This window comes from Streptomyces sp. NPDC058307 (assembly GCF_042880295.1).
Taxonomy (GTDB): Bacteria; Actinomycetota; Actinomycetes; order Streptomycetales; family Streptomycetaceae; genus Streptomyces.
On the sequence record NZ_JBHVYZ010000034.1, the window covers coordinates 1 to 23,100 of the forward strand.

At 70.8% G+C, this 23,100-nt stretch carries 21 protein-coding genes and 1 pseudogene; 9 read left to right on the forward strand and 13 right to left on the reverse strand.

Features of this window, described 5'->3' with window-relative positions:
• A pseudogene (locus tag ACFVYN_RS23575) lies at positions 1 to 261 on the forward strand (shikimate kinase); the annotation flags it as partial.
• A 243-nt stretch (positions 262 to 504) separates the two neighbouring features.
• Here ACFVYN_RS23575 and ACFVYN_RS23580 read toward each other — a convergent pair.
• The 12 genes from ACFVYN_RS23580 to ACFVYN_RS23635 all read right to left on the reverse strand — a co-directional run bounded on the left by ACFVYN_RS23580 (position 505) and on the right by ACFVYN_RS23635 (position 11,666).
• Positions 505 to 1,059: a hypothetical protein gene (locus tag ACFVYN_RS23580; RefSeq protein ID WP_390001540.1), complete on the reverse strand. Its 555-nt coding sequence runs from the start codon at positions 1,057 to 1,059 to the stop codon at positions 505 to 507.
• A 15-nt stretch (positions 1,060 to 1,074) separates the two neighbouring features.
• A complete protein-coding gene (locus ACFVYN_RS23585) occupies positions 1,075 to 1,971 on the reverse strand; it encodes a phage tail sheath subtilisin-like domain-containing protein (protein ID WP_390001542.1) in 897 nt (298 codons plus the stop codon).
• A 57-nt stretch (positions 1,972 to 2,028) separates the two neighbouring features.
• Entirely contained in the window at positions 2,029 to 2,535 is a 507-nt protein-coding gene (locus ACFVYN_RS23590) for a PhzA/PhzB family protein (protein ID WP_390001544.1), read from the reverse strand.
• Positions 2,536 to 2,567: 32 nt separating this feature from the next.
• A complete protein-coding gene (gene phzG / locus ACFVYN_RS23595) occupies positions 2,568 to 3,257 on the reverse strand; it encodes a phenazine biosynthesis FMN-dependent oxidase PhzG (RefSeq protein ID WP_390001546.1) in 690 nt (229 codons plus the stop codon).
• A complete protein-coding gene (locus ACFVYN_RS23600) occupies positions 3,250 to 4,086 on the reverse strand; it encodes a PhzF family phenazine biosynthesis protein (protein ID WP_390001547.1) in 837 nt (278 codons plus the stop codon). The genes phzG and ACFVYN_RS23600 overlap by 8 nt, the downstream gene beginning before the upstream one ends.
• A 167-nt stretch (positions 4,087 to 4,253) precedes the next feature.
• Positions 4,254 to 6,185 (reverse strand): anthranilate synthase family protein, encoded by a 1,932-nt coding sequence (locus ACFVYN_RS23605; RefSeq protein ID WP_390001549.1) that lies wholly within the window; start codon positions 6,183 to 6,185, stop codon positions 4,254 to 4,256.
• Complete coding sequence (locus ACFVYN_RS23610; protein ID WP_390001550.1) at positions 6,182 to 6,805, reverse strand: isochorismatase family protein; 624 nt, start codon at positions 6,803 to 6,805, stop codon at positions 6,182 to 6,184. The genes ACFVYN_RS23605 and ACFVYN_RS23610 overlap by 4 nt, the downstream gene beginning before the upstream one ends.
• A gap of 86 nt (positions 6,806 to 6,891) precedes the next feature.
• Complete coding sequence (locus ACFVYN_RS23615) at positions 6,892 to 8,067, reverse strand: 3-deoxy-7-phosphoheptulonate synthase (protein WP_390001552.1); 1,176 nt, start codon at positions 8,065 to 8,067, stop codon at positions 6,892 to 6,894.
• A 34-nt stretch (positions 8,068 to 8,101) separates the two neighbouring features.
• On the reverse strand, positions 8,102 to 8,590 hold the full coding sequence (locus tag ACFVYN_RS23620) for a PhzA/PhzB family protein (RefSeq protein ID WP_390001553.1): 489 nt from the start codon (positions 8,588 to 8,590) through the stop codon (positions 8,102 to 8,104).
• 297 nt (positions 8,591 to 8,887) lie between these two features.
• On the reverse strand, positions 8,888 to 10,159 hold the full coding sequence (locus ACFVYN_RS23625) for an NAD(P)/FAD-dependent oxidoreductase (protein ID WP_390001555.1): 1,272 nt from the start codon (positions 10,157 to 10,159) through the stop codon (positions 8,888 to 8,890).
• A complete protein-coding gene (locus ACFVYN_RS23630; RefSeq protein ID WP_390001557.1) occupies positions 10,159 to 10,482 on the reverse strand; it encodes a 2Fe-2S iron-sulfur cluster-binding protein in 324 nt (107 codons plus the stop codon). The genes ACFVYN_RS23625 and ACFVYN_RS23630 overlap by 1 nt, the downstream gene beginning before the upstream one ends.
• A 269-nt stretch (positions 10,483 to 10,751) precedes the next feature.
• Entirely contained in the window at positions 10,752 to 11,666 is a 915-nt protein-coding gene (locus ACFVYN_RS23635; protein ID WP_390001559.1) for a LysR family transcriptional regulator, read from the reverse strand.
• Between the two features lie 200 nt (positions 11,667 to 11,866).
• On the opposite strand from ACFVYN_RS23635, the gene ACFVYN_RS23640 reads away from it, so the two are divergent.
• From ACFVYN_RS23640 to ACFVYN_RS23660, 5 genes are all read left to right on the forward strand, one after another.
• On the forward strand, positions 11,867 to 13,159 hold the full coding sequence (locus ACFVYN_RS23640; protein WP_390001561.1) for a cytochrome ubiquinol oxidase subunit I: 1,293 nt from the start codon (positions 11,867 to 11,869) through the stop codon (positions 13,157 to 13,159).
• Positions 13,160 to 13,220: 61 nt separating this feature from the next.
• Positions 13,221 to 14,246 carry a cytochrome d ubiquinol oxidase subunit II gene (gene cydB, locus ACFVYN_RS23645; protein ID WP_390001562.1) on the forward strand — a complete coding sequence of 342 codons (1,026 nt, stop codon included), beginning with the start codon at positions 13,221 to 13,223 and terminating at the stop codon, positions 14,244 to 14,246.
• 32 nt (positions 14,247 to 14,278) lie between these two features.
• Positions 14,279 to 15,955: a thiol reductant ABC exporter subunit CydD gene (cydD, locus tag ACFVYN_RS23650; RefSeq protein ID WP_390001564.1), complete on the forward strand. Its 1,677-nt coding sequence runs from the start codon at positions 14,279 to 14,281 to the stop codon at positions 15,953 to 15,955.
• Positions 15,952 to 17,688: a thiol reductant ABC exporter subunit CydC gene (cydC, locus tag ACFVYN_RS23655; protein ID WP_390001567.1), complete on the forward strand. Its 1,737-nt coding sequence runs from the start codon at positions 15,952 to 15,954 to the stop codon at positions 17,686 to 17,688. Before cydD ends, cydC begins: the two co-directional genes overlap by 4 nt.
• 532 nt (positions 17,689 to 18,220) lie before the next feature.
• A complete protein-coding gene (locus ACFVYN_RS23660; protein ID WP_390001568.1) occupies positions 18,221 to 18,616 on the forward strand; it encodes a molybdopterin-binding protein in 396 nt (131 codons plus the stop codon).
• Positions 18,617 to 18,634: 18 nt separating this feature from the next.
• Here the strand turns inward: ACFVYN_RS23660 and ACFVYN_RS23665 are convergent, their stop codons facing one another.
• Positions 18,635 to 19,324: a M24 family metallopeptidase gene (locus ACFVYN_RS23665; RefSeq protein ID WP_390001569.1), complete on the reverse strand. Its 690-nt coding sequence runs from the start codon at positions 19,322 to 19,324 to the stop codon at positions 18,635 to 18,637.
• A gap of 208 nt (positions 19,325 to 19,532) precedes the next feature.
• Between ACFVYN_RS23665 and modA the strand changes: the two genes are divergently transcribed.
• The 3 genes from modA to ACFVYN_RS23680 are packed head-to-tail and all read left to right on the forward strand — an operon-like array spanning position 19,533 to position 22,371.
• Positions 19,533 to 20,396, forward strand: a complete 864-nt coding sequence (gene modA, locus ACFVYN_RS23670; RefSeq protein ID WP_390001571.1) for a molybdate ABC transporter substrate-binding protein — start codon at positions 19,533 to 19,535, stop codon at positions 20,394 to 20,396.
• On the forward strand, positions 20,393 to 21,256 hold the full coding sequence (gene modB, locus ACFVYN_RS23675) for a molybdate ABC transporter permease subunit (RefSeq protein ID WP_390001573.1): 864 nt from the start codon (positions 20,393 to 20,395) through the stop codon (positions 21,254 to 21,256). The genes modA and modB overlap by 4 nt, the downstream gene beginning before the upstream one ends.
• Positions 21,257 to 21,276: 20 nt before the next feature.
• Entirely contained in the window at positions 21,277 to 22,371 is a 1,095-nt protein-coding gene (locus ACFVYN_RS23680; protein WP_390001575.1) for an ABC transporter ATP-binding protein, read from the forward strand.
• Positions 22,372 to 23,100 lie beyond the last annotated feature (729 nt).

Here is a 23,100-nt window from a genome sequence, read left to right on the forward strand (position 1 = left end):
CTCGCGCTGGGCGGCGGCTCCGTCCTCGACGCGGACACCCGCGCCCTGCTGGCCGGGCAGCGGGTGCTGTACCTGTCGATGGACGTCGAGGAGGCCGTCAAGCGCACCGGCCTCAACGCGGCCCGCCCCTTGCTGGCCGTCAACCCGCGCAAGCAGTGGCGCGAGCTGATGGAGGCCCGGCGCTCGCTGTACGAGTCGGTCGCCACCGCGGTCGTCGCCACCGACGGCCGTACGCCCGAAGAAGTCACCCAGGCGGTCCTGGCCACCGGCGGAATTCCGTCCGCGGCCGTTTCTCCGAACAACGACCGGGGACGGAACTGCCGGGTCAGGGCCGACGCTGTATCGCGATCTCGGTGAGTTCTTCTATGTCGAACTCCGAGCGGCCCGGTGTGCCGTAGCGCGTTATCTTCCCGCGGCTCACCCATTTGCGGATGGTCGCCTCGGACACGCCCACGGCGAGGGCGGCCACGTTCGTCGGCACCAGCCTGTGGCGCGGCGGTTTCTTCAGGCGGCATGCCTTCGTCGGCGATTCATGAGGTGCCGTAGAGTAAGCCATTCGCGTATCTCCCATGTGTGTCCGGAAGAACAGCTGATGCTGCTCTTCTCCGCGTTTCCGGTCTTCTGCGGTGTGGCGTCGATCGTCCCCGTGCAGTCGTCCATGACGCACTCGACGACGGGTGACCTGGGATCACTCTGGTCATGGTCGATGGCACGCAGTAACTCACCATGGAGGCCCTCGATCTCGGCGGCGAATTCGGCAGCCGGAGGTTGCGCGGTGAGCCACTCCAGGTGGCGTACGAGGAAGCGCGCCAGCTGGGGAACGGAGCGAGCCGGGGCAACCGCCCCGAGTTTTTCCGCGACAAGGTCCGACCAGGACTCGAGAATGGCGAGTACGTCGTTCCTGGCGTCGAGCGCGGACATGTTCAGGTAATCCCGTTTACGGCTTCCCGACACCTTCGTCGGGTTCCTCCGCCGAGCTGTCGTCAAGATGTGGTGCAGACATTCCTGGTGGAGATCGGGAAGTGCGCGCAGACGGTGTTCCAGCTGCCTGACGTCCATTGCATCGTCTCCTCGTCATGCTCCAGCGTCCCCGGGGGGACTGCGGAATGCGGAAAGTGATTCGAAGGCGGCTCTCCGGGGTTCCTGTTCGAGCACCGAGCGGACCTGGTTCACCAGGCGCCGTACGCTGAGGTGCGTCCAGTCCGGCTCGGTGGACAGCGTGCGCGCGCCCACCACCCGGGTGCCCTCCCCGGGGAAGAACCGCAGACAGTTCACCCCCAGGCCGCCCACGCTCTCCTGCTCCGCGTCGGACAGCTCCCGCTCGTGTTTCAAAACGCCCAACAGCGCACTCAGGGGCGCTGTGTGCACGCCCCGCTCGGCATCGCGGCGGCAGCACAGCCCGGACACATGACCCGACGCCGGCACCGGCCGTTGTGCCCCGTCGGCGTCGGTGACGACGATCCACGGGTAGTAGACGGCGGCGAACCGGGCGGCCGGCTCGGCCAGTCGGAACGGCCTGCTCGTCAGGTCGGCAGGGGCGAGGCCCTGCCGGGTGTGCAGCAGGGCGACCCGGTCCCCCATGTGTGCGCAGTGCTCGGCGACCGCCTGCGCGACGCCGTCGGCGTCGGTCTCCACCCGCCACAGATCCGGAGCCACCACGAGGTTGATCTCCGAGACGCTCTCCAGCTCGGCGAGCGCCGACCGGTAGGCGGTGACACGGTCCGTGTCCCGGGCCGTTCCGATGATCCAGACCCCGCCACCGCCGTTGCGGAAGTGGCCGAGCACGGCGTCGCGCACGAAGGAGGGTGTGTTCTCGCCGGCCTTTCCCGGTGGGACGATCCCGGAGAGTTCGCGCGGGTTGCGGACGAAGGCGGGCTCGAGCGGAAGGCCCGTGGCGTCGCCGACGAAGGCGGTCACCGACGCCTGCACGCGGGGGATGGCGCGTGGTTCGTTCAGCTGCTGCTGGGACATGCGGGCTCCTCGATCAGGACAGGAGGCAGAGGTACGCACCGTCGGCCCCGAGACCGGTCAGGAAGGGATCCAGTCCCGCCTGATGTGCGGTGTGTCGATGCTGAGGGCGCGCATGTGCTCGATCGGGTTGGTGTACTCGCGGCTGGAGACGATGCACCCGTCGCGCAGCGTGAAGCCGTGGATGAAGTGGTTGCGGTAGCGGCCCTCGGGATAGCCCGGGAACCGGATCGTGCCTTCGCCGTCGCACTCGACCCAGATGACGGACGGGTCCTGCGTCTCGTAGATGTGCACGTCGAACCACTGCCAGTCGGGCAGCACCTCCAGGGAGAGCTCGCCGTGCCGCTTCAGGTTCCCCCGGCCCTGGACGACGATGGGCCGGCCGATGTCGGTGTTGAACAGGGACGCGGTGCCGTCCTCGGTGTAGAGGGTGTACCTGCGCAGCCGGGCCTCGGCACCGGTCTGCATGTACTGCTCCACGGCGTGCCGGTTGCGCGCCCGCAGGTCGTGGTGGTCGGTGAACACGGGGGCCGCGGCGCCCGGTTCGGTGAACAAGGGCGGGGTCATGAGGTCTCCCACAGGGGTGAGGGCACGGGCGGTCACGGCTGGAGCCGGCTGATCTCCCAGCCGTCGCCGCCTCGGTCGTAGCGCAGTCGCTCGTGCAGCCGGTCGGTGCCGTTGGCCCAGAACTCGACGCTCGCGGGCTCGAGCCGATACGCCGCGAACGACTGGGGGCGCGGCAGGGGCCGCTGTGGCTCCCCCAACTGCCGTGCCCTGGCCCGCAGCTCGGCGAGGTGGTCGAGGCCGTCCAGCGGCAGGCTCTGGCGGGAGACGGCGCTCATTGCGTGAGTGAAGACGGGTCGCGCGAACCAGAGGTCCTCGGCCTCCGCGTCGGGCAGGCGGTGAACGGGACCCGCCAGCGTGATCTGCTGGCTGGTCTCCCTCCAGTACAGGACGCCGGAGGCCCAGGGGTTCTCGGCCAGCTCCCGGCCCTTCTGGCTGTCGGCGTGGGTGATGAAGACGATCCCGGCGTCCGTCACCGAGTTGATCGCCACGATGCGGGAGGATGCGCGGCCTGTGACGTCGGCGGTGGCCAGCGCAAGCGCGCGTGGCTCCCGTACCCCGTGGGCGACGCTGCTCTCCAGCCACGAGGCCAGCAGCCCCATCGGCTCGGAGGGCGGCGCGAGGAACTCGGGGAAGGAGACCTCGACGGTTCCGGTGAGCGTCTCCGAACGACGGCCCGTGCCATGGCCGTTGGCCGTCTCGTTCAGCTGGGACAGGTCAGACATGCAGCACCCCTTCGAGCGCGACGACTCCATGGCCGAAGACCTCGACGGAGTCGACCCGGTCGCCCTCCCCGTGCACGAGTGCGCCCATGGGAGAGGGGCGGCCGATCTCGACACCCTGCGTGATCTCTATGGGTTGCCCGTAGCTGCCGAGGCCGTGCCGGGCCAGGTGGATCGCGATGGGCCCGGCGGCCGAGCCGGTCGCGGCGTCTTCCACGACCCCGTACGCGGGCGAGAACATGCGGTTGCGCCAGGAACTCCCCGACCCGGCGATGCAGTTGGTCGCCATGTCCGGGAAGCGGGTCAGGGCCCGGTGGTCGGGGTCGACCTTCGACAGGGCTTCGACGTTCTCGAAGCCGACCAGGACGTGCCGGGGGCCGTTGCGGTAGATCTCCACCGGAAGGGTCGACGCAGTGACGCCCAGTGCTTCCAGGAGCTCGTCGGCGCGGTCGAAGGGCTCCCACACGGGCACCGGCTGGCGCATGCGCGCCGAGACGGCCTTGCCTTCCTCCCGTCCCAGTTCGAAGGGGATGACGCCCATGGCGGTCTCGATCTTCAGCCGTTCGGTGTCGGTGCGGCCGCCCAGTGCGATGGCCGTGCCGAGCAACGGGTGCCCAGCGAAGGGAAGTTCGTTGACCGGGGTGAAGATCCGTACGTGGTGATCGCCGTCCTGCTGCGGGCGGCGTACGAACGTGGTCTCCGACAGGTTCATCTCCCGGGCGATGGACTGCATCTGCTCGGTGGTCAGGTCGTCGGCGTCGAAGAACACCGCCACCGGGTTGCCGGTCAGGGGTCGTCTCGCGAACGCGTCGACAACGACATACGCATGCATGGTTTCTCCCACTCGTCGTAGGGGGCTTCACCGTGCGCACCGGGAATCCGGTGCGGGGCAGGCGGGAGGAGCCGGGCCGGCGCGCGGGGGAGGGGCGCCGGCCCGGCGGTCATGGGGATCGATCAAGCCGTCACGCCACCGGATCAGGGCGGCTGGATGCGGCCGGATCAGGCCGGGTCGGGAGTCCGGGCCGGCGCGAGCAGGCCGGCCAGGGTCGTGCCCACGATGCGGGGCCCTTCCCTGGTGAGCACGGACTCGGGGTGGAACTGCAGGGAGGCGAAGCCCGGACCGAGCAGCGCGTGTACCTCTCCGGTGGCCAGGTCCCGGCTCACGCGGACCGGGCCGATGCCGTCCGCGTCGAATTCGTCCCGCCCGCTGACGAGGGCGAAGGTGTTGTAGAAGCCGACGCGTTCGGTGGCGCCGAACAGGTCGATCTTCTTCTGCACCCCCTGGTTGGGGACCGCCCTGCGGTGCAGGGGCAGCCCGAGCCGGAGTCCGAGGACCTGGTGGCTGAGGCAGACGGCGAGGAACGGCCTGCGTTCACGCAGCAGGGTGCCGACCGCCGCGCGCAGGTGCCGCATCTTGGGGTGTGCGGTCTCCTGCGGGTCCCCCGGCCCCGGCCCCATCACGACCAGGTCGTAGCCCCCGAAGTCGTATTCCTCGTCGTAGCGGCGGACCGTCGCCCGCAGTCCCAGGGACCGCAACTGCTGATCGATCATCGAGGTGAAGGTGTCCTCGGCGTCCACCACCAGGACACCGCGTCCGGCCAGTTCCGGCAGCGATGACGCGCGTGCCGCCACGTCGGACAGCCAGAACCCGGCGATGGACTCGTTGCGCAGCTCCAGTGCCCGGCGTACGTGCGGATGCTCGGAGAACCGTTCCTTCTCGTCGCCGTTGAGGGCGGCGACGAGTCCGGCCGCCTTCGCGCGGGTCTCCGCGGCCTCGGAGGCGGGGTCGGAGTGGCGCACGATGGTGGCACCCACACCGATGCTGATACGTCCCTCGCGGGTGATGTCCGCGGTGCGGATGAGGATCGCGGAGTCCATGACCCGCTCCCCGTCGGCGTCCCGTCCGATGAGCGCGGCGACGCCGCTGTAGTAGCCGCGGCCTTTGGGCTCGTACTGCTGGATGATGCGGCAGGCGCTTTCCAGCGGGCTGCCGGTGACCGTGGGTGCGAACATCGTCTCGCGCAGGATGTCGCGCACGTCGTGGTCGGTGCTTCCCTCGATGAAGTACTCGGTGTGCGCGACCCGAGCCATTTCCTTGAGGTAGGGGCCCACGACGCGGCCGCCCTTCGCGCAGATCCGGGCCATCATCTTGAGTTCCTCGTCGAGGACCATGTACAGCTCGTCGGTCTCCTTGCGGTCGCCGAGGAACTCCAGCACGCCCGACAGCGTTGGGCCCGACAGCGGATACCGGTACGTGCCGCTGATGGGGTTCATGACGGCCGTGCCGCCCTGGAAGCTGACGTGCCGCTCGGGTGAGGCGCCGACCAGGGTGCGGGTGCCCGTGTGGATCAGGAACGTCCAGTGAGCACCCGACTCGCGCTGGAGGAGCCGGCGGAACAGCGCGGGGGCGCTGTGCGGTCCGTAGTCAGTGATGTCGGCGACGAAGGTGCGCTTGATGACGAAGTTCGCGCCCTCTCCCGTACCGATCATCTCCTTGACGATGCGGCGCACCACGTCCTCGTACGCCTCGTCGTCGACGTCGAAGTCGTCGCCCGTCAGCGGGGTCGGCACATCGGGGATGCGCGCCAGTGCCTCGCCGAGCGGCAGCCGCTGCTGGCCGGTGACAGTCATCGCCACCATCGGCGTCCCGTCGTCGGCACAGGCGAAACCGCGTTCGGTGAGCTGCCGGTAGGGGACGACGACGAGGACCTCGTGGTGACCACCGGCACCGGGGTCCCGTGCCGGTGGCAGCGGGATGTCGGCCAGCGACACCGGCAGCGACACCGAGCCCGTCAGGACCTCCACGACGTCAGGGCCGGTCGTGCCAGGACGGTACAGCAGGGCGAATGGCTCCGACGGGTCCTTCAGCACCCGGTCGAGCAAGTCGGCGGCCGTCTTGCGCCCGGGGGTTCCGGACGGGTCGTACGTCATGAGAACAACGCCTTGGCCGTGGTGACGAGGGCACAGCGCTCGGCGGCGTAGGTGAGTGCCGAGCGGTGGTACTCCTCCGAGAAGTCAGCCGTGGCGTCCGCGACGAAGAACGGCTGGATGTCGTGCGTGAACGCGTCGACGGCGGTCGCCAGCACGCCGACATGGGCGTAGACGCCGCACAGGACGAGCTGGTCGCGGCCCTCGGCACGCATCCGCTGGAGCAGGTCGGTCTTGAAGAAGGCGCTGTAGCGCCACTTGGTGAGCTGCCAGTCGCGCTCGGCCGGCGCGAGGTCCTCGACCACCTGGCGGTCCGCGGGCTCGGCACGCATGCCGGGACCCCAGAAGTCCTTGAGCAGTCCGCGCTCGTCGTCGGTCATGCCGCCCGGCTGGGCGGTGTAGGCGACCGGGATGCCGAGGTCGGCGCAGCGGTCGCGCAGGTCGGCCGCGTTGCGTACCAGCTCGTGGCGCAGGCTGTCGGGGAAGGGCTTGAGGAAGTACCTCTGCATGTCGTGGACCAGAAGGACCGAACGCTCGGGTTCCGCGTTCCAGGGCACGGCGGCAGTGGGGAGGTCTCCCTCGGTGGGTAACAGGTAGGGCTGTATGGGGGGAATGCCGGTCATGGCTCCAGTTCCTGACTTGATGCGCGTGTGCTTTGTGAGCAGCGCGGAGCAGGGAGTGAGAGTCGTGAGATCGGGGACCAGACGGATCAGGCGGTCCAGGCCGACACCACGGAGAGCGCCTGCGACGGGTTGAGGCGGGGATCGCAGAAGGAGGTGTAGCGGTCACCGACGGAGTCGAGGTCGGCTTCGGTGAAGGCGCACTCGGTGACGTCCTGCGGCGTCGTCTCCAGGTGCAGTCCGCCGGGGACACCGCCGCCGGCGCGCACGGCCTGGACGAAACGGGAGACCTCGAGCGAGACGGTCTCCACCAGCCGGGTCTTGTAGCCGCCGGGCGCGGTGACGGTGTTGCCGTGCATGGGGTCACTGAGCCAGACGACGGGGTGCCCCGCGCCGCGCACGGCTTCCACGAGGCGGGGCAGCCGGTCGCTGACGGCGTCGGCTCCCATCCGCGCGATGAGGGTGAGCCGCCCGGGGTCGCGCCACGGGTCGAGCTTCTCGCACAGGGCGAGGAGCTGGTGGGGCTCCATGGTGGGGCCGACCTTGCACGCCACCGGGTTGCTCACCTCGGCGAGCAGAGCCACGTGGGCGCCGTCGACCTGGCGCGTGCGCTCGCCGATCCACGGCCAATGGGTCGAGCCCAGGAACATCCGGCCTTTGTCGTCCATGCGCAGCATGGGCATCTCGTAGTCGAGCAGCAGCGCTTCGTGGCTGGTCCACACCAGCGGCTCCACGACCTCGCGGCCTGCGGTGCGATCGCGCCACCCGAGGTGCTCGACGATGTCACAGGCGGCCATGTAACCGGTGAGAATGCGCAGGGGATCGGGCCGACGCCGCTCGGGCTCGGGCTCCGGGCCGTTGACCATGTGCCCCCGGAATACGGGGAGTTCGGCGCCGTCGATCACTTCGGTGGGCTTGGAGCGGGGCTTGGCGAACTGCCCCGCGATACGTCCTGCCCGCAGGACGGGTCTGCCAGTGATCAGGCCGAGCGACCCGGCGAGCAGGTCGAGCAACGCGATCTTCCGTGCGACATCGGGGCGTGTGCACTCCCGGGGGTCTTCGGCGCAGTCACCGGACTGCAGCACCAAGGCTTCACCGAGCGCCACCTTGCCCAGCAGAGTCCGCAGGGTGGCCAAGTCGTCGGCCTGTACAAGAGTGGGGCGCGTGGCGAGTGACTCGCCTACCCGACTGACCTGTAAAAGGTCACTCCAATCGGGCTGCTGCAATGCCCCGCGGATACGAATCTCCCGTTTTACGTCTTCCAAGACGTACTCCGATCCAGCGGTGTTTTTTTGTTTGTCAGGTCGGTATTCCAGTGCGCTTGATCTCCGGAACCGGAATCCCGAGCGCACGCAGCTGCTGGAACGGGTTCATGAACTCCCGCTCCCGCTTGATCTTGCCGTTCTCCAGCTCGAACGAGTGCAGGAAGTGATTCTCGTAGTACCCCTCGGGGTAGTCACCGAAGATAATCTTTCCGCGCCCGTCACACTCGACCCAGAAATGGTTGGGGTCCTGGGTCTCGAAGATCTGGATGTTGTACCACTCCCAGTCCGGGAAGCACTTCAGCGACCAGACGGCGTGTTCGGCCAGCCGGTCACGGCCGTGGGTGGCGACGGGCTCGCCGGTGTCGGTGGTCCACAGACCACCGATGCCGTCTTCGGTGAACAGCTCATGCCGGCGCAGCCGGTCCTGGCCCCTGGTTTTCATGTAACGCTCGACGGTGGCGCGGTTGATGCGACGCAGCTCGACCTCGTCGCTGAATACCTGAGAATTGACGGATTCCGACACAGTATTCCCCCGACCCGTGATTCGAATAGGTGAGCGAGCAATGACGCCATGAGATCATGGCAAATTCTAGTGCAGGAAGCAAGCACTTCCCACGTTAACTCATGAATTCCCTATGAAGTACTGCTGAAGGCAAGCCGATGCGGTTTGGCCGAATCGTGATCATGGCGCGAAAAAAGAGTTGACCGCTGGACGCGAGCATGTCGTCGGCAATGCGTGCGAAAGCGTTCGGCACACGACATCCCGCCCCGTGCGGAGGGCGGGACGGGAGCATGTCGACGGCCTGGTCGGCAGGGCGGCTCAGCCGACGGCCACACCAGAGCCCTCCCGCCGGCGCGCGAGGTGGCCCTTCAGCGTGAAGTCAGGTGCGCCTGCCTCCACGGGGCTCAGGCCGACGCCCCGCTCGAGGAGCCGACGGGCCGCGAGGTGGTCCGCGGGACGGTTGACGGACTCCACTGCCCGCAGCTCCTGTCCGCGGAAGAGGAGCACCGAGAACGCGTCGGGATCGTCCCCGATCACCACCTCCGAGTCGTGTCCGTCGTCAAGACCCGCGATCTGGAGGGTCGTGGCGAACTGGTCGCTCCAGAACCACGGCAGCTCGTCGTACGCACGCGACCTGCCGGTCAGCCGCTCGGCGACCAACCGGGCGTGGCCGACGGCGTTCTGCACCGATTCCAGCCGCAGCCGGTTGCCGAAGCGCATGTGCCGGAACGCCGCGCAGTCACCAATGGCCGAGATGCACGGATCGCTGGTCAGCAGGCGGGAGTCGACGGCGATGCCGCCGTCCACCGGGAGACCGGCCATGGCGGCCAGCTCCGTGCGAGGCACGACACCGATGCCGATGAGGACCAGGTCGGCGGGCAGCATGCGGCCGTCAGCCAGTTCCACGGCCGTCACGCCCTTGTGGTCGTCTCCGTGCAGGGCCGCGACGCCCTGGCCGAACAGCAGCTCGGTGCCCGCCCGCCGGTGCAGCCGGGTGAAGTGCTCGGCGGTGGGCGTCGTGACGACGCGCGCGAGCGGGCGGTCGAGCGCTTCCACGACCGTCACCTCGCAGCCCGACTCTCGTGCCGCCGCCGCGAACTCCAGACCGATGAACCCTGCCCCCACCACGACCGCACGCCGGGCGGTGGCGAGCGACGCCCGCAGCCCGGCGGCGTCCCGCGCGGTGCGCAGCGTGTGCACGCCGCGCAGCCTGGCCCCCGGCACGTCGAGCCCTCGCGGCTGGGCCCCGACGGCCAGGACGAGATGGCCGTAGTCGTACCCCGAGCCGTCGGCGAGGCGGACCGTGCGGGCGACCGGGTCGATCTCCCGCACGGTACCCCTGACCAGGTCGATCGACTGGCGTGTGTAGTACGACGCCGGCCGCAGCCACAGCTGTTCGTCGCTGAAGTGCTCCTGGCCCTTGAGGTACGCCTTGGACAGGGGCGGACGCTCGTACGGCAGGGCATCCTCGGCGCTGATGAGCGTGATGCGTGCCGGGTAGCCGCGTTCACGCAGGGCCGCCGCCGTCTCGTAGCCGGCCTGTCCGGCCCCCACGATGACGACGGAGGCGGGCTGTGCGTCGGCCACCATCAGTTCTGCCGATCGGGAAGGTGGACGATCAGGCCGTCCAGGGCATCGGTCACCTTGAGCTGGCAGCTCAGCCGGCTGTTGGGCCGACGCGGGGAGGCGGTGAAGTCCAGGAGGTCGTCCTCGTTCTGCTGCGCCGGCTCCAGCTTGTCGAGGGTGGTCTCGTCCACGTAGACGTGGCACGTGGCGCACTGCGCGTTGCCTCCGCACTGGGCGACGATGCCGTCGATGTCGTTGAAGACGGCGCCGCGCATGACGCTCGTGCCGGAGGGGACGTCGACCGAACGCTCGGCCCCGTCGACGGCGACGTACGTGATTTTGGGCATGGTGGAACTCCTCGATGGCATCCGGTGGCGCACGAGGGCACGCCGCGGCACGGACGCCGGCCAAGTAGGAAGCGGAAGAGACAAAGAGACACCGATGGCGCCGCCGTTGGCCGGTGAGGGACGCGACACCCCTGCCGGCTCGCCATCACCAGGGCCGTTCGGACACACGAGTCCTCGACCGGAGTTGCGGCAGCGCGCTGGAGCGTAGCAAAGGATTTCGGGGAGCGCGAGACCCTCCTGGCCGGCGACGCCCACTCCCCCACTGCTGCCTAGGACGTGTGGCGGGCACGGCTGCGGACGGGCAGGCGGTGGGTCATGAACGGCTTGCTGATGATGAACTCCCGGAATTTCAGGGCCGCCTCGGACAGGTGCGTATCGCGGTTCCACACCAGGCTGAGCACCCGGTGACAGTCGGGCGCGGCCACATGCACCCAGGCCAGCGGTATGCGTGTACCGACCTGGCGGGACATCGCCGGGATGAGGCCGACGCCGAGCCCGGCGCTGATCAGGTCCCCGCTGGCGCCCGGCTCGTCGCCCTCGCAGGACAGCACCGGCGTCAGTCCCTCGGAGGAGAACAGCCGGTCGAGCAGGGCGCGTTGCCAGCCGCGCCGAGTGGTGACAAACGGCTCGTCGGCGATCTCGGGGACGGTCACACTGTCGTACCCGTCGAGCCAGTGCCCGTACGGCACCCCGAGCAGCACCTCCTCGCGGACGAGTTCGATCGACTGCAGGTGAGTGCCGGTCAGCGGCTGCGAGGCGACGCAGAAGTCGACCTCCCGGGCGCGCAGTTGGCGTTCCATCTCGTCCGCGTCCGACTGGAAGAGCCGGACGTCCGCACGGGGGTAGGCGGTCCGGAAGCTACCGAGTGCCGAACTGATGGTCAGCAGCGTTTCGGAGGCGACACTGACCCGGCCGAGCCCCGTGTCGCGTGCCTCACGGACGGCCCTGCCGCCGTCGTCCAGCTCGCTGAGAGCCCGGTCGACGTGGCGCAGGAACACCGTGCCGTACTGGTTCAGCCGGATGCGGCGGCCGTGCCGGTCGAAGAGCGGGGAGCCCAGCTCGGCCTCCAGGCGTGCGATGGCACGGCTGAGCGAGGGCTGGGCGATGCGCAGCTCCTCGGCGGCGCGGCTGATGTGCTCGTAGCGGGCGACGGACTGGAAGTAGCGCAGCTGGAGCAGATCCACGGTTCACCTCTGGTCATGCCTTCTGGGTTATCTACACATAGCAAAACCGGTCTTGGAATGCATAAGCAATTGTCTCTACGGTCTTTCACGGGGTCACCGCACAGGTGACGGGCAACGGCGCCCGGCATCTGCACACGCGAAGCGAGGGCCCCACCCGTCCTGTATCCACCCGGCCACCCGTTACTGAGGAAGGTCGCCATATGAGCGCTGCGGATCTGGCCCGCCTCCAGTTCGCGGCCACGACCACCGTCCACTGGCTGTTCGTGATCCTCACCATGGGGCTCGTCCCCCTCGTGGCGATCATGCACACCTGGGCGGCGTTCACCCGTGACCCCGCCAAGAGAGCCGTCCGGGAGCGCATGACCCGCTTCTGGGGCCAGCTCTACGTCATCAACTACGCGGTCGGCATCGTCACCGGCCTCGTCATGGAGTTCCAGTTCGGGCTCAGCTGGAGCGGCCTGAGCAAGTTCGCCGGCAACGTCTTCGGTGCCCCGCTCGCACTCGAAACCCTCATCGCCTTCTTCGCCGAGTCCACCTTCCTCGGCATGTGGATCTTCGGCTGGGGACGCATGCGGCCGGCCGTGCACGTCACGCTCATCTGGCTGGTCGCGCTGACGGCGTACGCCTCCGGCTTCTGGATTCTGATCGCCAACGGCTTCATGCAGCACCCCGTCGGCTACGAGGTGCGCGACGGCGTCGCCTACCTGACCGACTTCGGTGCCCTGCTCACCAACCCCAACGCCCTGATAGCCCTCGGCCACCTCACCCTGGCCGCGTTCACGACGGGCGGTGTCTTCGTCGCCGGAGTCAGCGCCTGGCACTTCGCCAGGGGCACCAAGGAGACCGAGCTGTTCCGCGGCTCCCTGCGGCTGGGCGTCTGGGTGGGCATGCTCGCCTCCTTCTTCGTCGTCATCGTCGGCCAGCTGCAGGTGCCGGTGCTGGACCGGACCCAGCCCATGAAGATGGCCGCCCTGAACAACGACGGCGTCGCCGCGCTGCAGGCGCAGCTCGTCAGGGAGCACGGGCCCGGCAACTACGTCCCCCCGCACGACTGGCTGCGGATCGCGATGGACTCGATGACGATCATCGGCAACACCGTGTCCACCATCACCTTCATCGCCGTCTTCCTGCTGTGGAAGGACTGGCTGGTGCGCTGGCGTCCGCTGGCGTACCTGATGACCGCCATGATCCCCTTCCCCTTCATCGCCGCCGTGGGGGGCTGGGTCTTCCGCGAGGTCGGGCGCCAACCCTGGCTGGTGTACGGACAGTTGACGGTCAACGACGCCCTCTCCCACGTCAGCAGGGCCTCACTGGCCGTGTCCTGCGCGGTGTTCATCGCCATCTTCGTCGCGCTCGCGGTGACGAACTGGACCCTGATCGCCCGCTTCGCCCGCCGCGGCCCGGACGCGACCCAGCTCGGCGCCACCGAGCCGCTCGCCGAGGACGTCCCCGGCGGCGGCGCCGACGACAAGCAGGCGGTCCCAGCCTTCTGAGCCGGTCCCGCCGGCCTGACGCACACATCAACTCACCTGTTGAGACGGAAAGTTGAACGACATGAGTCTGGAGACTCTCTGGCTGGGCCTGCTCGGCCTGCTGCTCGCCGGGTACTTCGTGCTCGGTGGGTACGACTACGGCGTACAGATGCTGCACCCCTTTCTCGGCGCCCGGGACGACCAGAGGCGGGAGCTCGCCGGGCGCAACGCCGCGCTCGACGCCATGGCGCCGTTCTTCCTGGGCAACGAGGTCTGGCTGGTCGCCTTCGCCGGTGTCCTGTTCGGGGCCTTCCCGCACCTGGAGGGCACCCTGTTGTCCGGCCTGTACCCGCTGATCGTGGCGATCCTGGTCGGACTCGTCCTCGGTAACGCCGCGGTCCAGCTGCGCGGCCGTGCGCACAGCGCCCGCGGCCGTCGCTGGTGGGGTGCTCTGATCGTGTTCGGCGGCGCGCTGCCCGCGCTGTGCTGGGGACTCGTCCTGGGCCTGCTGCTGCACGGCGTGCCCCGCCGGTCCGACGGCAGCTTCCACATCGGCTTCGGCGAGGTGTTCTCGCCGTTCGTGTTCGCCTGCGGGGTCACCACCGCGCTGCTCTTCGCCGGACACGGAGCCGCCTTCGTCGCCCTGCGCTCGGCCCACCAAGTCGCCGTCAGGGCAAGGAGCCTGGGAGCGGAGCTGGTGCTCGCGGCCGGTGCCGTCGGTCTCCTCCCGCTGCTGCTGACCCTCTTCGGAGCGGGCGCCTCGATGACGAACCGCGCGACCTCCGTGATCATCGCCGCCCTGTTCGCGGCGGCGCTCGGCGGCGCTTGGTGGTACCTGTCCCAGGGGCACCACGTCCGGGCGTTCGCGGCCACGTGCTGCTCCACGCTGCTGCCCGTGGCGCTCGTGGGGGCGGGCCATTACCCGTACGTCCTGATCAGTTCGGCCGGGGCGGGACTGACGATCGACCAGGCCGTCACGGACGGCGCCACCCTGAAGATCCTTTCGGTGTTCGGCGTCGCGCTGGTCCCGACGATCATCGCGTACCAGGCATGGAGCTGGTGGGCCTTCCGGGGTCGGACGGGCCGCCGCCATCCCAGCTACTTCTGAGCCGTACCCGCGCCGCACAAGGGGAACCCGAGATGAAGCCGGTCGAACGCCGCCTGTTGCGGGAAGTTCCGGCGCTGCGGCGCCACATGACGAACTCGACGGCGCTGGCCGTACTGGGCGCCGTACTCGTGACCGCTCAAGCGGCCCTGTTGGCGAGGGTCCTCGCGGACGGCTTCGCCGGACATGCGGTGCGGGTCGGGCCCCTTGCCGCGCTGGCCGCGGTCATGACGCTGCGAGCGCTGTTGACCTGGGTACGCGGGACGCTCGCCCAACGTGCCGCGGCGGCCGCCAAGCACACCCTGCGGGACCGGATCACCGGTCGGCTGCAGCACACCGACCCGCTGCGCCTGGCGACCCGCCGCCACGGCGAGACGGCCACACTGCTCATCCGCGGCCTCGACGCCCTGGACCCGTACGTCGTCGGCTACCTGCCCACGATGACGGCCACCGCGGTGGTCCCCACCATCGTCGTCGGCTGGCTGTGGTGGACCGACTGGACCTCAGCGCTGATCATCGTGGTGACACTGCCGTTGATCCCCGTGTTCGGTGCGCTGGTCGGCATGCACACCGCCACACGCACCGCCCGGCAGTGGCGACTGCTGGCCCGGCTGGGCGGCCACTTCCTGGATGTCGTCGCCGGACTGCCGACACTGCGCGCGTTCGGCCGCGAGGGACACCAGACCCGGGTGGTGGGCGAGATGGCCGACGCCCACCGGCGGGCCACCATGCGGACCCTGCGGGTGGCGTTCCTGTCCTCCTTCGTCCTGGAAACGGTCGCCACCCTCTCCGTGGCCATGGTCGCCGTCCCCGTCGGGCTGCGGCTGCTCGGCGGCGAGCTCGATCTGCGTACCGCCCTGACCGTTCTGCTCCTCGCCCCCGAGGCGTATCTGCCGCTGCGCGCCGCCGGCGCCGCCTTCCACGACAGCGCCGAGGGCATCACGGTGGCCGAGCGGGTCTTCGCCGTCCTCGACGATACGGAGGCACAGCTCGCCACGCGCACCGGCCGCGGGCCGGCCCCCGACGTCCGCACCGCGCTCCTGCGCCTCGACCGGGTCACGGTCCACCACCCGGACCGCGCCGATCCCGCCCTCCTGGGCGTCGGCCTCACTGTCCGCCCCGGCGAACACGTGGCCCTGGTCGGCCCGAGCGGCGCGGGCAAGTCCACGCTGCTGTCGCTGCTTCTCGGCTTCACGGCCCCCACGTCCGGCCGGATCACCGTCGACGGCACCGACCTCAGGGACATCGACCCCGACGCGTGGCTCGCCCAGGTGGCCTGGGTGCCACAACGCCCGCACCTGTTCGCGGCGTCCGTCGCGGACAACATCCGCCTCGGTCGCCCCGGCGCGGGCCACGCCGAAATGCGGGCGGCGGCCCGCGCCGCCTCGGCCGACCGCTTCATAGCGGAACTGCCGGACGGGTACGACACCGTGCTCGGCGAACACGGCGCTGGCCTTTCCGCCGGCCAGCGTCAGCGGATCGCCCTCGCCCGCGCCTTCCTCAAGGACGCGCCACTGCTGCTCCTCGACGAACCGACGGCCCACCTCGACCCCGAGAGCGAGGCGGCCGTCACACGCGCGACGGCCGACCTCATGCGCGGCCGGACCGCGGTCGTGGTCGCACACCGCACGAGCCTGCTGCCGTACGCCGACCGGGTCATCTCGGTACGGGCGGGCGAACTCACCCTCGCCGAAGGGCTGTTGGCCTCATGACCCCGCACGCCTCCGTCCCCACGCGCGCGCCCCTCCCCACCGTCCGCCTCCTGCGTCACCTCCTGCCGTACTGGCGCAGGCTCCTGGCCGGCGCGCTCGCCGCGGCCGGCAGCGAACTCGCCGCCGCCGCGTTGATGGCCACCGCCGCCTGGCTGATCACCCGCGCCGCGCAGCAGCCGCCGATCGCCTCGGTGAGCGTCGCGATCGTCGCCGTACGAGCCCTGGCCCTGGGGCGCGGAGCGTTGCGCTACACCGACCGGCTCCTCGGTCACGACGGAGTCCTGCGGGCCGTCGCCGGCTTCCGCACCAAGGTGTACGAGACCCTGGGGCCGCTCGCGCCGACCGGCACCCCCGCCTTTCGCAGCGGTGACCTGCTGACCCGCCTCGTCGACGACGTCGACGCCGCCCAGGATCTGCTGCTGCGGGTGCTGATCCCGGTCGTGGCGGCGGGCGCGGTCACCGCGACCGCCACCGCAACGGCCACGGTGCTGCTTCCCCAGGCAGGGTTCCTGCTCGGGCTGCTCCTGGCCGTCGCGGGGCTGCTCGTGCCCGTCCTGGTGCTTGCCCTGTCCGGCCGCGCGGGCCGTGCCGAGAAGGCCGCTCGGGTCGAACTCGCCTCTCTCACCGTGGACTTCACCCAGGGAGCAGCGGACCTCGCCGCGTACGGCGCCCGCGACCACGTCCATGATCGGGCCCGCGACGCTGCCGCCCGGATCGCCGCGCTGGAGCGCCGGGGCGCCTTCACCACCTCGATCGCCACCTGCACGGTGCTGCTGTTCCAGGGTGCGGCGACGGTCGGTGTCGGCCGGCTCGCGCTGCGCGCCCACGCGGCCGGTGTGCTGCCCGCCGTCCACCTCACCGTCCTCACCGTCCTCGCGTTGGTCTCCTTCGAGGCTCTCGCGCCACTGCCCGGCGCGGCCCGCCACCTCGCCGCGGTGCGGGCCTCCGCACACCGGCTGGCCGACCTCTTGGACACGCCGCCCCCGGTCACCGACCCGCCCGCCCCGGCCCCGCTCGCCATCGACGAGCCGCTCGACGTGGACATCACCGGCCTGCGGGTACGCCACCATCCCGACGGCCCCTGGACGTTGGACGGCGTGACCCTGCGGCTGCCGCCCGGCCGCCGGGTCGTGCTCCTCGGCGCCAGCGGGTCGGGCAAGTCGACGTTGATCGCGGTGCTCATGCGGTTCCTCCCGTACGAGGCCGGAAGCATCCGCGTCGGCGGACGCGAGCTGCGCGACTGCGCGGGGGCCGACGTCCGCCGCGCGATCACCGGCATGACTCAGGACGCGCACGTCTTCCACACCACGATTCGAGCCAACCTGCTCCTGGCCCGCCCCGACGCGCGCGAAGCCGACCTGCGCGAAGCGGCCCGCAGGGCGCGGCTCCTGGACTGGATCGAGTCGCTGCCCGACCGCTGGGACACCCTCCTCGGCGGTGACGGCGCCACGATGTCGGGCGGTCAGCGCAGGCGCCTGCTCCTGGCCCGCGCGCTGCTCGCCGACCCGCCCGTCCTCGTCCTGGACGAACCCACCGAGGGACTCGACCCGGACACCGCCGCGGCGGTGCTCGCCGACATCCTGGACGCCACCCGCGGCCGTACCACGCTCCTGGTCACCCACGAGCGCGGAGGCCTCGCCGGCGCCGACGAGATCGTGACCCTCGACCACGGCCGGATCCGCCCCGTCACCCGGGACGGGCTTGCACACATGGCGCTCGAGGCGGATGCCTAGAGACCCGGCTCCCGACGCTGTCGAACGGCTGGGGCGGCATGCTCTCATGCGGTACGGGCGCGAGCGCCGATGGCACGGGGGGCGGTGGCACGGGGGGCGGTGGCACGGGGGGCGGTGGCACGGGGGCGGTCAATGGCATGATCGGCCGGGCGAAGCCGGCCCTGTTCACGGGCTGTGCCGCCGTCGAATCCGGCACCCGGGGCCGTGGTCTGACCGACTTCTCCGGCACGGCACCGCCCCCCGCGCGGTCGTCGTCGGCCCCAGGCGGTTCGCCGCATCCGCTTCAACAAGGCCCGCATCCCCGGCGACACCGACCGGATCGTCCCACCGGCACCAACCGACGGCCACGAGCGTGAAACAGCCGAAAGGCCATATGGGCGGGTCAGCGACGCACAGACGTCGACAGCTGACTTCCGGGGCATCCGGCGGACCATCGCCGGGATGCCGGGGGGGTGCCCTCGTTCCGGGCCCGCCGAAATGGTGGCGCGGGTCGGCTGCGCCGCCTGGTGCGAGGGCGCCTATCTTTGCGGCTATGCAGTCCTACACGATCGGCCAGGCCGCACGGCTGCTCGGCGTCAGCCCCGACACCGCGCGGCGGTGGGCGGACGCCGGGCGGGTCCCCACCCACCGGGACGACAGCGGTCGGCGTCTCATCGACGGGAGGGACCTGGCCGCCTTCTCCGTGGAGCTGGCCAAGGGGGACGGTGGCGAGGAGGAGACCTCCCGCACCTCCGCCCGCAACGCCTTCCCCGGCATCGTCACCGCGGTGAAGCTCGGCGACGTCGCGGCCCAGGTGGAGATCCAGGCGGGCCCGCACCGGCTCGTGTCGCTGCTCACGCGGGAGGCCGTGGAGGAACTCGGCCTGGAGGTCGGGGTGGAGGCCACCGCCCGGGTGAAGTCGACGAACGTGCACATCGACCGCACCTGAGCGCGGCCGCCGCTCGGGTCAGAGGGTGAGCAGTTCCTCGTGGAAGCCGCCGAACTGGCGCCCCTCGTCGATGAGATGGATCTCCAGGATCCAGTGACAGCGGCGTCCGGCCTTGTCGGTGCGGCGCAGCGGGGTGCCGTTGGCGGGGGTGATGTACGACTCCACGTCGGCGCCGTCGATCCACTCGTGCGGGAACTCGCCGACCAGGTGCCCCGCGTGCCAACCTCCCAGCTTCCAGCCGGACTCGGCCGCCAGGTGCTCGATCTCGGCGTACAGGCGCGCGCCGGTGATGTCCGGGTCGGCCTCGAAGCGGCTCCGGCCCGCGGCGAAGATCTTCGGCAGGTCGTCGCGGAGGCGGTGCTTGACCGGGTCGTCGCCCAGGACGAAGGTGCGGCCGAAGTCGGCCTCGTACTCCTCGAAGATCGGCCCGAAGTCCGCGAAGACGATGTCGTCCGCGCCGATCACCCGGTCCGGCGGGTTCTCCCGGTACGGCTCGAGCGTGTTCGGCCCGGAGCGCACGATCCGTTTGTGCCAGTGCCGGGTGGTGCCGAACAGGTCGTTCGCCAGGTCCCGGATCCGGTCGCTGACCGCCCGCTCCCCCTCGCCCGGCACGACCAGGCCGCGCTCCCCGATCTCCGCGAAGAGCCGCTCGGCCTTCGCCTGGGCGTCCAGCAGCTTCGCCGCGCGCGTGGGTTCGTCATCCGCCATGGGGCCGACCGTAATCACCCCGATCGTCTCCGGCAACGCCATTCATCGACCCGCATGCCGTACAAACGCACATGCCAGCCTGATGGATCAGGCATCCGGCTCATGCGATGCGACAGGTGACTTCGCCCTTGTATCTGCGTCAGTATGATCGGCATCTGCCCGTGAGAACCAGGTCGTGTCCGTCAGGACCAGAGGAAGTGGACCCGTGATGATCCCTACCGTGCGCCGGACCCGCCTGACCGGCCCGACCCGTCGGACCCGCCGGACCCTTCGGGGTGTGCGGGTGGCCGGTGCGGGTGTCGCCGCGCTGCTGGCCCTGACCGCCTGCTCGTCGTCCGACTCGGACTCCTCGTCCACGAAGTCCGACTCCTCCGGCTCCTCCGCCTCGGACCGGCTCTCCGGCACGGTGACCGTCTTCGCCGCCGCCTCCCTCAAGGAGAGCTTCACGGCCCTGGGCAAGGAGTTCGAGAAGGCGCACCCCGGCACGAAGGTGACCTTCAGCTTCGGCGGCAGCGACTCGCTCGCCGCGAGCATCACCGGTGGCGCACCGGCGGACGTCTTCGCGTCTGCCAGCCCCAAGACGATGAAGATCGTCACGGACGGCGGGGACGCCTCCGGCACACCCGCGACCTTCGTGCGCAACCAGCTGGAGATCGCCACCCTGCCCGGCAACCCGGACAAGGTGGCGTCGCTGAAGGACCTCACGAACAAGGACCTGAAGGTCGTGCTGTGCGACAAGGAGGTGCCCTGCGGCGCCGCCGCGCAGAAGGCCCTCGACGCGAGCAGGCTGAAGCTGACGCCGGTCTCCTACGAGCAGGACGTCAAGGCCGCGCTGACGAAGGTCGAGCTGAAGGAGGCCGACGCGGCCGTCGTCTACAGGACCGATGTGCGCGCCGCGGGTGACAAGGTGGAGGGCGTGGAGTTCCCCGAGTCCGCCGACGCCGTCAACGCCTACCCGATCACGCTGCTCAAGGGCGCCCGGAACACGGACACCGCCAAGGCGTTCATCGCGCTCGTGCGGTCCGCCGAGGGCCAGAAGGTGCTGACCGGGGCCGGGTTCCTCAAGCCGTGACCCCGACCGACAGGGCCGATGCCGCGACCGAGACCCTCCGGGGCGGGCCGCGGCGCCGGCGTGTCCGGACGGCCGGCGGCGGCCGCGGGGTGCCGCTGCCTCTCCTGGTGCCCGCGCTGATGGGTCTGGCGTTCCTGATCGTGCCGCTGATCGCCCTGCTGGTACGGGCGCCCTGGCGAAGCATGCCCGAGCAGCTGACCAGCGCCGACGTGTGGCAGGCCCTTCAGCTGTCCCTGATCTGCGCCACGGCCGCGACCGCGGTGAGCCTGATCCTGGGGGTCCCGCTGGCCTGGCTGCTGGCCCGCGTCGAGTTCCCCGGCCGCGGTGTGGTCCGTGCCCTGGTCACCCTGCCGCTGGTCCTCCCCCCGGTCGTCGGAGGTGTCGCCCTGCTCATGGCGCTGGGCCGCAACGGGGTCGTGGGGAAGTGGCTGGACGCCTGGTTCGGGATCACGCTGCCCTTCACCACCGCCGGGGTCGTGGTCGCGGAGGCGTTCGTCGCGATGCCGTTCCTCGTCATCAGCGTGGAGGGCACCCTGCGGGCCGCCGACCCGCGCTACGAGGAGGCGGCGACGACCCTGGGCGCCTCCCGCTTCACCGCGTTCCGCCGGGTCACCCTCCCGCTGATCGCGCCGGGCATCGCGGCGGGCGCGGTGCTGGCCTGGGCGCGGGCGCTGGGCGAGTTCGGCGCGACGATCACCTTCGCCGGCAACTTCCCCGGCCGCACCCAGACCATGCCCCTGGCCGTCTACCTCGCCCTCCAGAGCGCTCCGGAGGCGGCCGTCGCCCTCAGCCTGGTCCTGCTGGCCGTGTCCGTGGCGGTACTGGCGGGACTGCGCGACCGTTGGATGACGGCAGGATGACACCGTTGGACGACAGCCGGATGACCGAGAAGCCCCGCCCCGCCCCCGACGCGACACCGGACGCGCCCGCCGCCCCCGGCGGTCTCGACGCCCGTCTCGTCGTGGACCGCGGGGCCTTCCGGCTCGACGTGTCGCTGTCGGTCGCCCCCGGCGAGGTCGTCGCCCTGCTCGGCCCGAACGGTGCCGGGAAGACCACCGCCCTGCGCGCGCTGGCCGGTCTGACCCCGCTCACCGACGGTCATCTACGGCTGGACGGCGCCGCGTTGGAGCGTACGCCGCCGGAGTCCCGCCCGGTGGGCGTCGTCTTCCAGGACTATCTGCTCTTCCCGCACCTCAGCGCCCTGGACAACATCGCCTTCGGGCCGCGCTGCCAGGGCGCGACCAAGGCGGCGGCCCGCGCCCGAGCCGCCGAGTGGCTGGACCGCATGGGTCTCGCGGCCCACGCGGGGGCCAGGCCCCGCAAGTTGTCCGGTGGGCAGGCCCAACGCGTCGCGCTGGCCCGTGCGTTGGCGACCCGCCCCCGGCTGCTGCTGCTCGACGAGCCCCTCGCCGCTCTCGACGCCCGCACCCGTCTGGAGGTCCGGGCCCAGCTCCGGCGCCACCTGGCGGAGTTCGAGGCCGTGGCCGTACTCGTCACACACGACCCGCTGGACGCCATGGTCCTCGCCGACCGGCTCGTGGTCGTCGAACACGGCACGGTCGTCCAGGAAGGCGCCCCCTCCCACATCGCCCGGCACCCCCGTACCGACTACATCGCCCGGCTGGTCGGCCTGAACCTCTACCGGGGCGAGGCCGAGGGGCACACGGTCCGCCTGGAAGCGGGGCCCGCGCTCACCACGACGGAGGACCTCACGGGCCCCGTGTTCGTGGCCTTCCCGCCGAGCGCAGTGACCCTCTACCGCGAACCGCCCACCGGCTCCAGCGCCCGCAACCACTGGCGGTGCGAGGTCGCCGGTCTGGAGACCCACGGCGACCAGATCCGTGCCGACCTCACGGGCGAACTCCCCCTCGTGGCGGACCTCACGGCGGTGGCCGCCGCGGAGCTCGACCTGCACCCGGGCGCGGAGGTCTGGGCGGCGGTGAAGGCGACGCAGACGCACGCGTACCCCGTCTGAGCGGCCCTGGGGGCGTGGGGGCGGGACGGGTCCCCAGGGCCACGGCAGTGACAGGACGAGCCCGCCCGCGGCCTGCGGCCCAGCCCCACACGGCGTGTGCCCGTGGACGGCCCGCGCCCGCCTGAACGGCTCAAAGGACGCATCGGCCCAGGTACGACACCTCCGACCGACGGCCTGGACCCGTGACCGCCACGCCCACCCGACCGGCCTGGACCCGTGACCCCCACGCCCACGCCCGACCGGCCTGGACCCGTGACCGCCACGCCCACGCCCGACCGGTCCGCAGACCTGACTGCCGCCCCGGGTCCGCTCCGCCCGGAGACTTGACCCCCGCGCCCACCCGACCGGTCCGGCGACGTGATCGCCCCCCGTTCGACCGGTCGGCTCAGTCGTGCCGCCGCTCCGCTCTCACTCGTACGGGCCTTCCGGGCAGGCTGCCCGGCGTGCTCGTTCCTAGCGTGAAGGCCTGCGTGGTGCGTCCGCACGGCCCGCTCCCGGCCCCGCCGGCCCGAAGGAGGAGACCATGGCCCTGGCCACCCTCGAACACGGTTCCGACGTCCCGGCGGTCGTGCGGTGACCGCCGGGGACGCCCCGCCCCCACTGCGGTGCGCGAGCCGGCACTCCGGTCCGCGGGACGGGGAGGAGTGCGGGGCCCGCGCCCGTTTCGCGATCTCCCGCCACGCCCGGCCACCGCTGGTCGTGTGTCCTCAACACCTCGGTCCCGCCCTG

Bases quoted from the DNA above. Each gene is read 5' to 3' on its own strand.
- ACFVYN_RS23580 (WP_390001540.1), bottom strand. From the start codon at position 1,059: ATGGACGTCAGGCAGCTGGAACACCGTCTGCGCGCACTTCCCGATCTC.
- ACFVYN_RS23585 (WP_390001542.1), bottom strand. From the start codon at position 1,971: ATGTCCCAGCAGCAGCTGAACGAACCACGCGCCATCCCCCGCGTGCAG.
- ACFVYN_RS23590 (WP_390001544.1), bottom strand. From the start codon at position 2,535: ATGACCCCGCCCTTGTTCACCGAACCGGGCGCCGCGGCCCCCGTGTTC.
- phzG (WP_390001546.1), bottom strand. From the start codon at position 3,257: ATGTCTGACCTGTCCCAGCTGAACGAGACGGCCAACGGCCATGGCACG.
- ACFVYN_RS23600 (WP_390001547.1), bottom strand. From the start codon at position 4,086: ATGCATGCGTATGTCGTTGTCGACGCGTTCGCGAGACGACCCCTGACC.
- ACFVYN_RS23605 (WP_390001549.1), bottom strand. From the start codon at position 6,185: ATGACGTACGACCCGTCCGGAACCCCCGGGCGCAAGACGGCCGCCGAC.
- ACFVYN_RS23610 (WP_390001550.1), bottom strand. From the start codon at position 6,805: ATGACCGGCATTCCCCCCATACAGCCCTACCTGTTACCCACCGAGGGA.
- ACFVYN_RS23625 (WP_390001555.1), bottom strand. From the start codon at position 10,159: ATGGTGGCCGACGCACAGCCCGCCTCCGTCGTCATCGTGGGGGCCGGA.
- ACFVYN_RS23630 (WP_390001557.1), bottom strand. From the start codon at position 10,482: ATGCCCAAAATCACGTACGTCGCCGTCGACGGGGCCGAGCGTTCGGTC.
- ACFVYN_RS23640 (WP_390001561.1), top strand. From the start codon at position 11,867: ATGAGCGCTGCGGATCTGGCCCGCCTCCAGTTCGCGGCCACGACCACC.
- cydB (WP_390001562.1), top strand. From the start codon at position 13,221: ATGAGTCTGGAGACTCTCTGGCTGGGCCTGCTCGGCCTGCTGCTCGCC.
- cydD (WP_390001564.1), top strand. From the start codon at position 14,279: ATGAAGCCGGTCGAACGCCGCCTGTTGCGGGAAGTTCCGGCGCTGCGG.
- cydC (WP_390001567.1), top strand. From the start codon at position 15,952: ATGACCCCGCACGCCTCCGTCCCCACGCGCGCGCCCCTCCCCACCGTC.
- ACFVYN_RS23660 (WP_390001568.1), top strand. From the start codon at position 18,221: ATGCAGTCCTACACGATCGGCCAGGCCGCACGGCTGCTCGGCGTCAGC.
- ACFVYN_RS23665 (WP_390001569.1), bottom strand. From the start codon at position 19,324: ATGGCGGATGACGAACCCACGCGCGCGGCGAAGCTGCTGGACGCCCAG.
- modA (WP_390001571.1), top strand. From the start codon at position 19,533: ATGATCCCTACCGTGCGCCGGACCCGCCTGACCGGCCCGACCCGTCGG.
- ACFVYN_RS23680 (WP_390001575.1), top strand. From the start codon at position 21,277: ATGACCGAGAAGCCCCGCCCCGCCCCCGACGCGACACCGGACGCGCCC.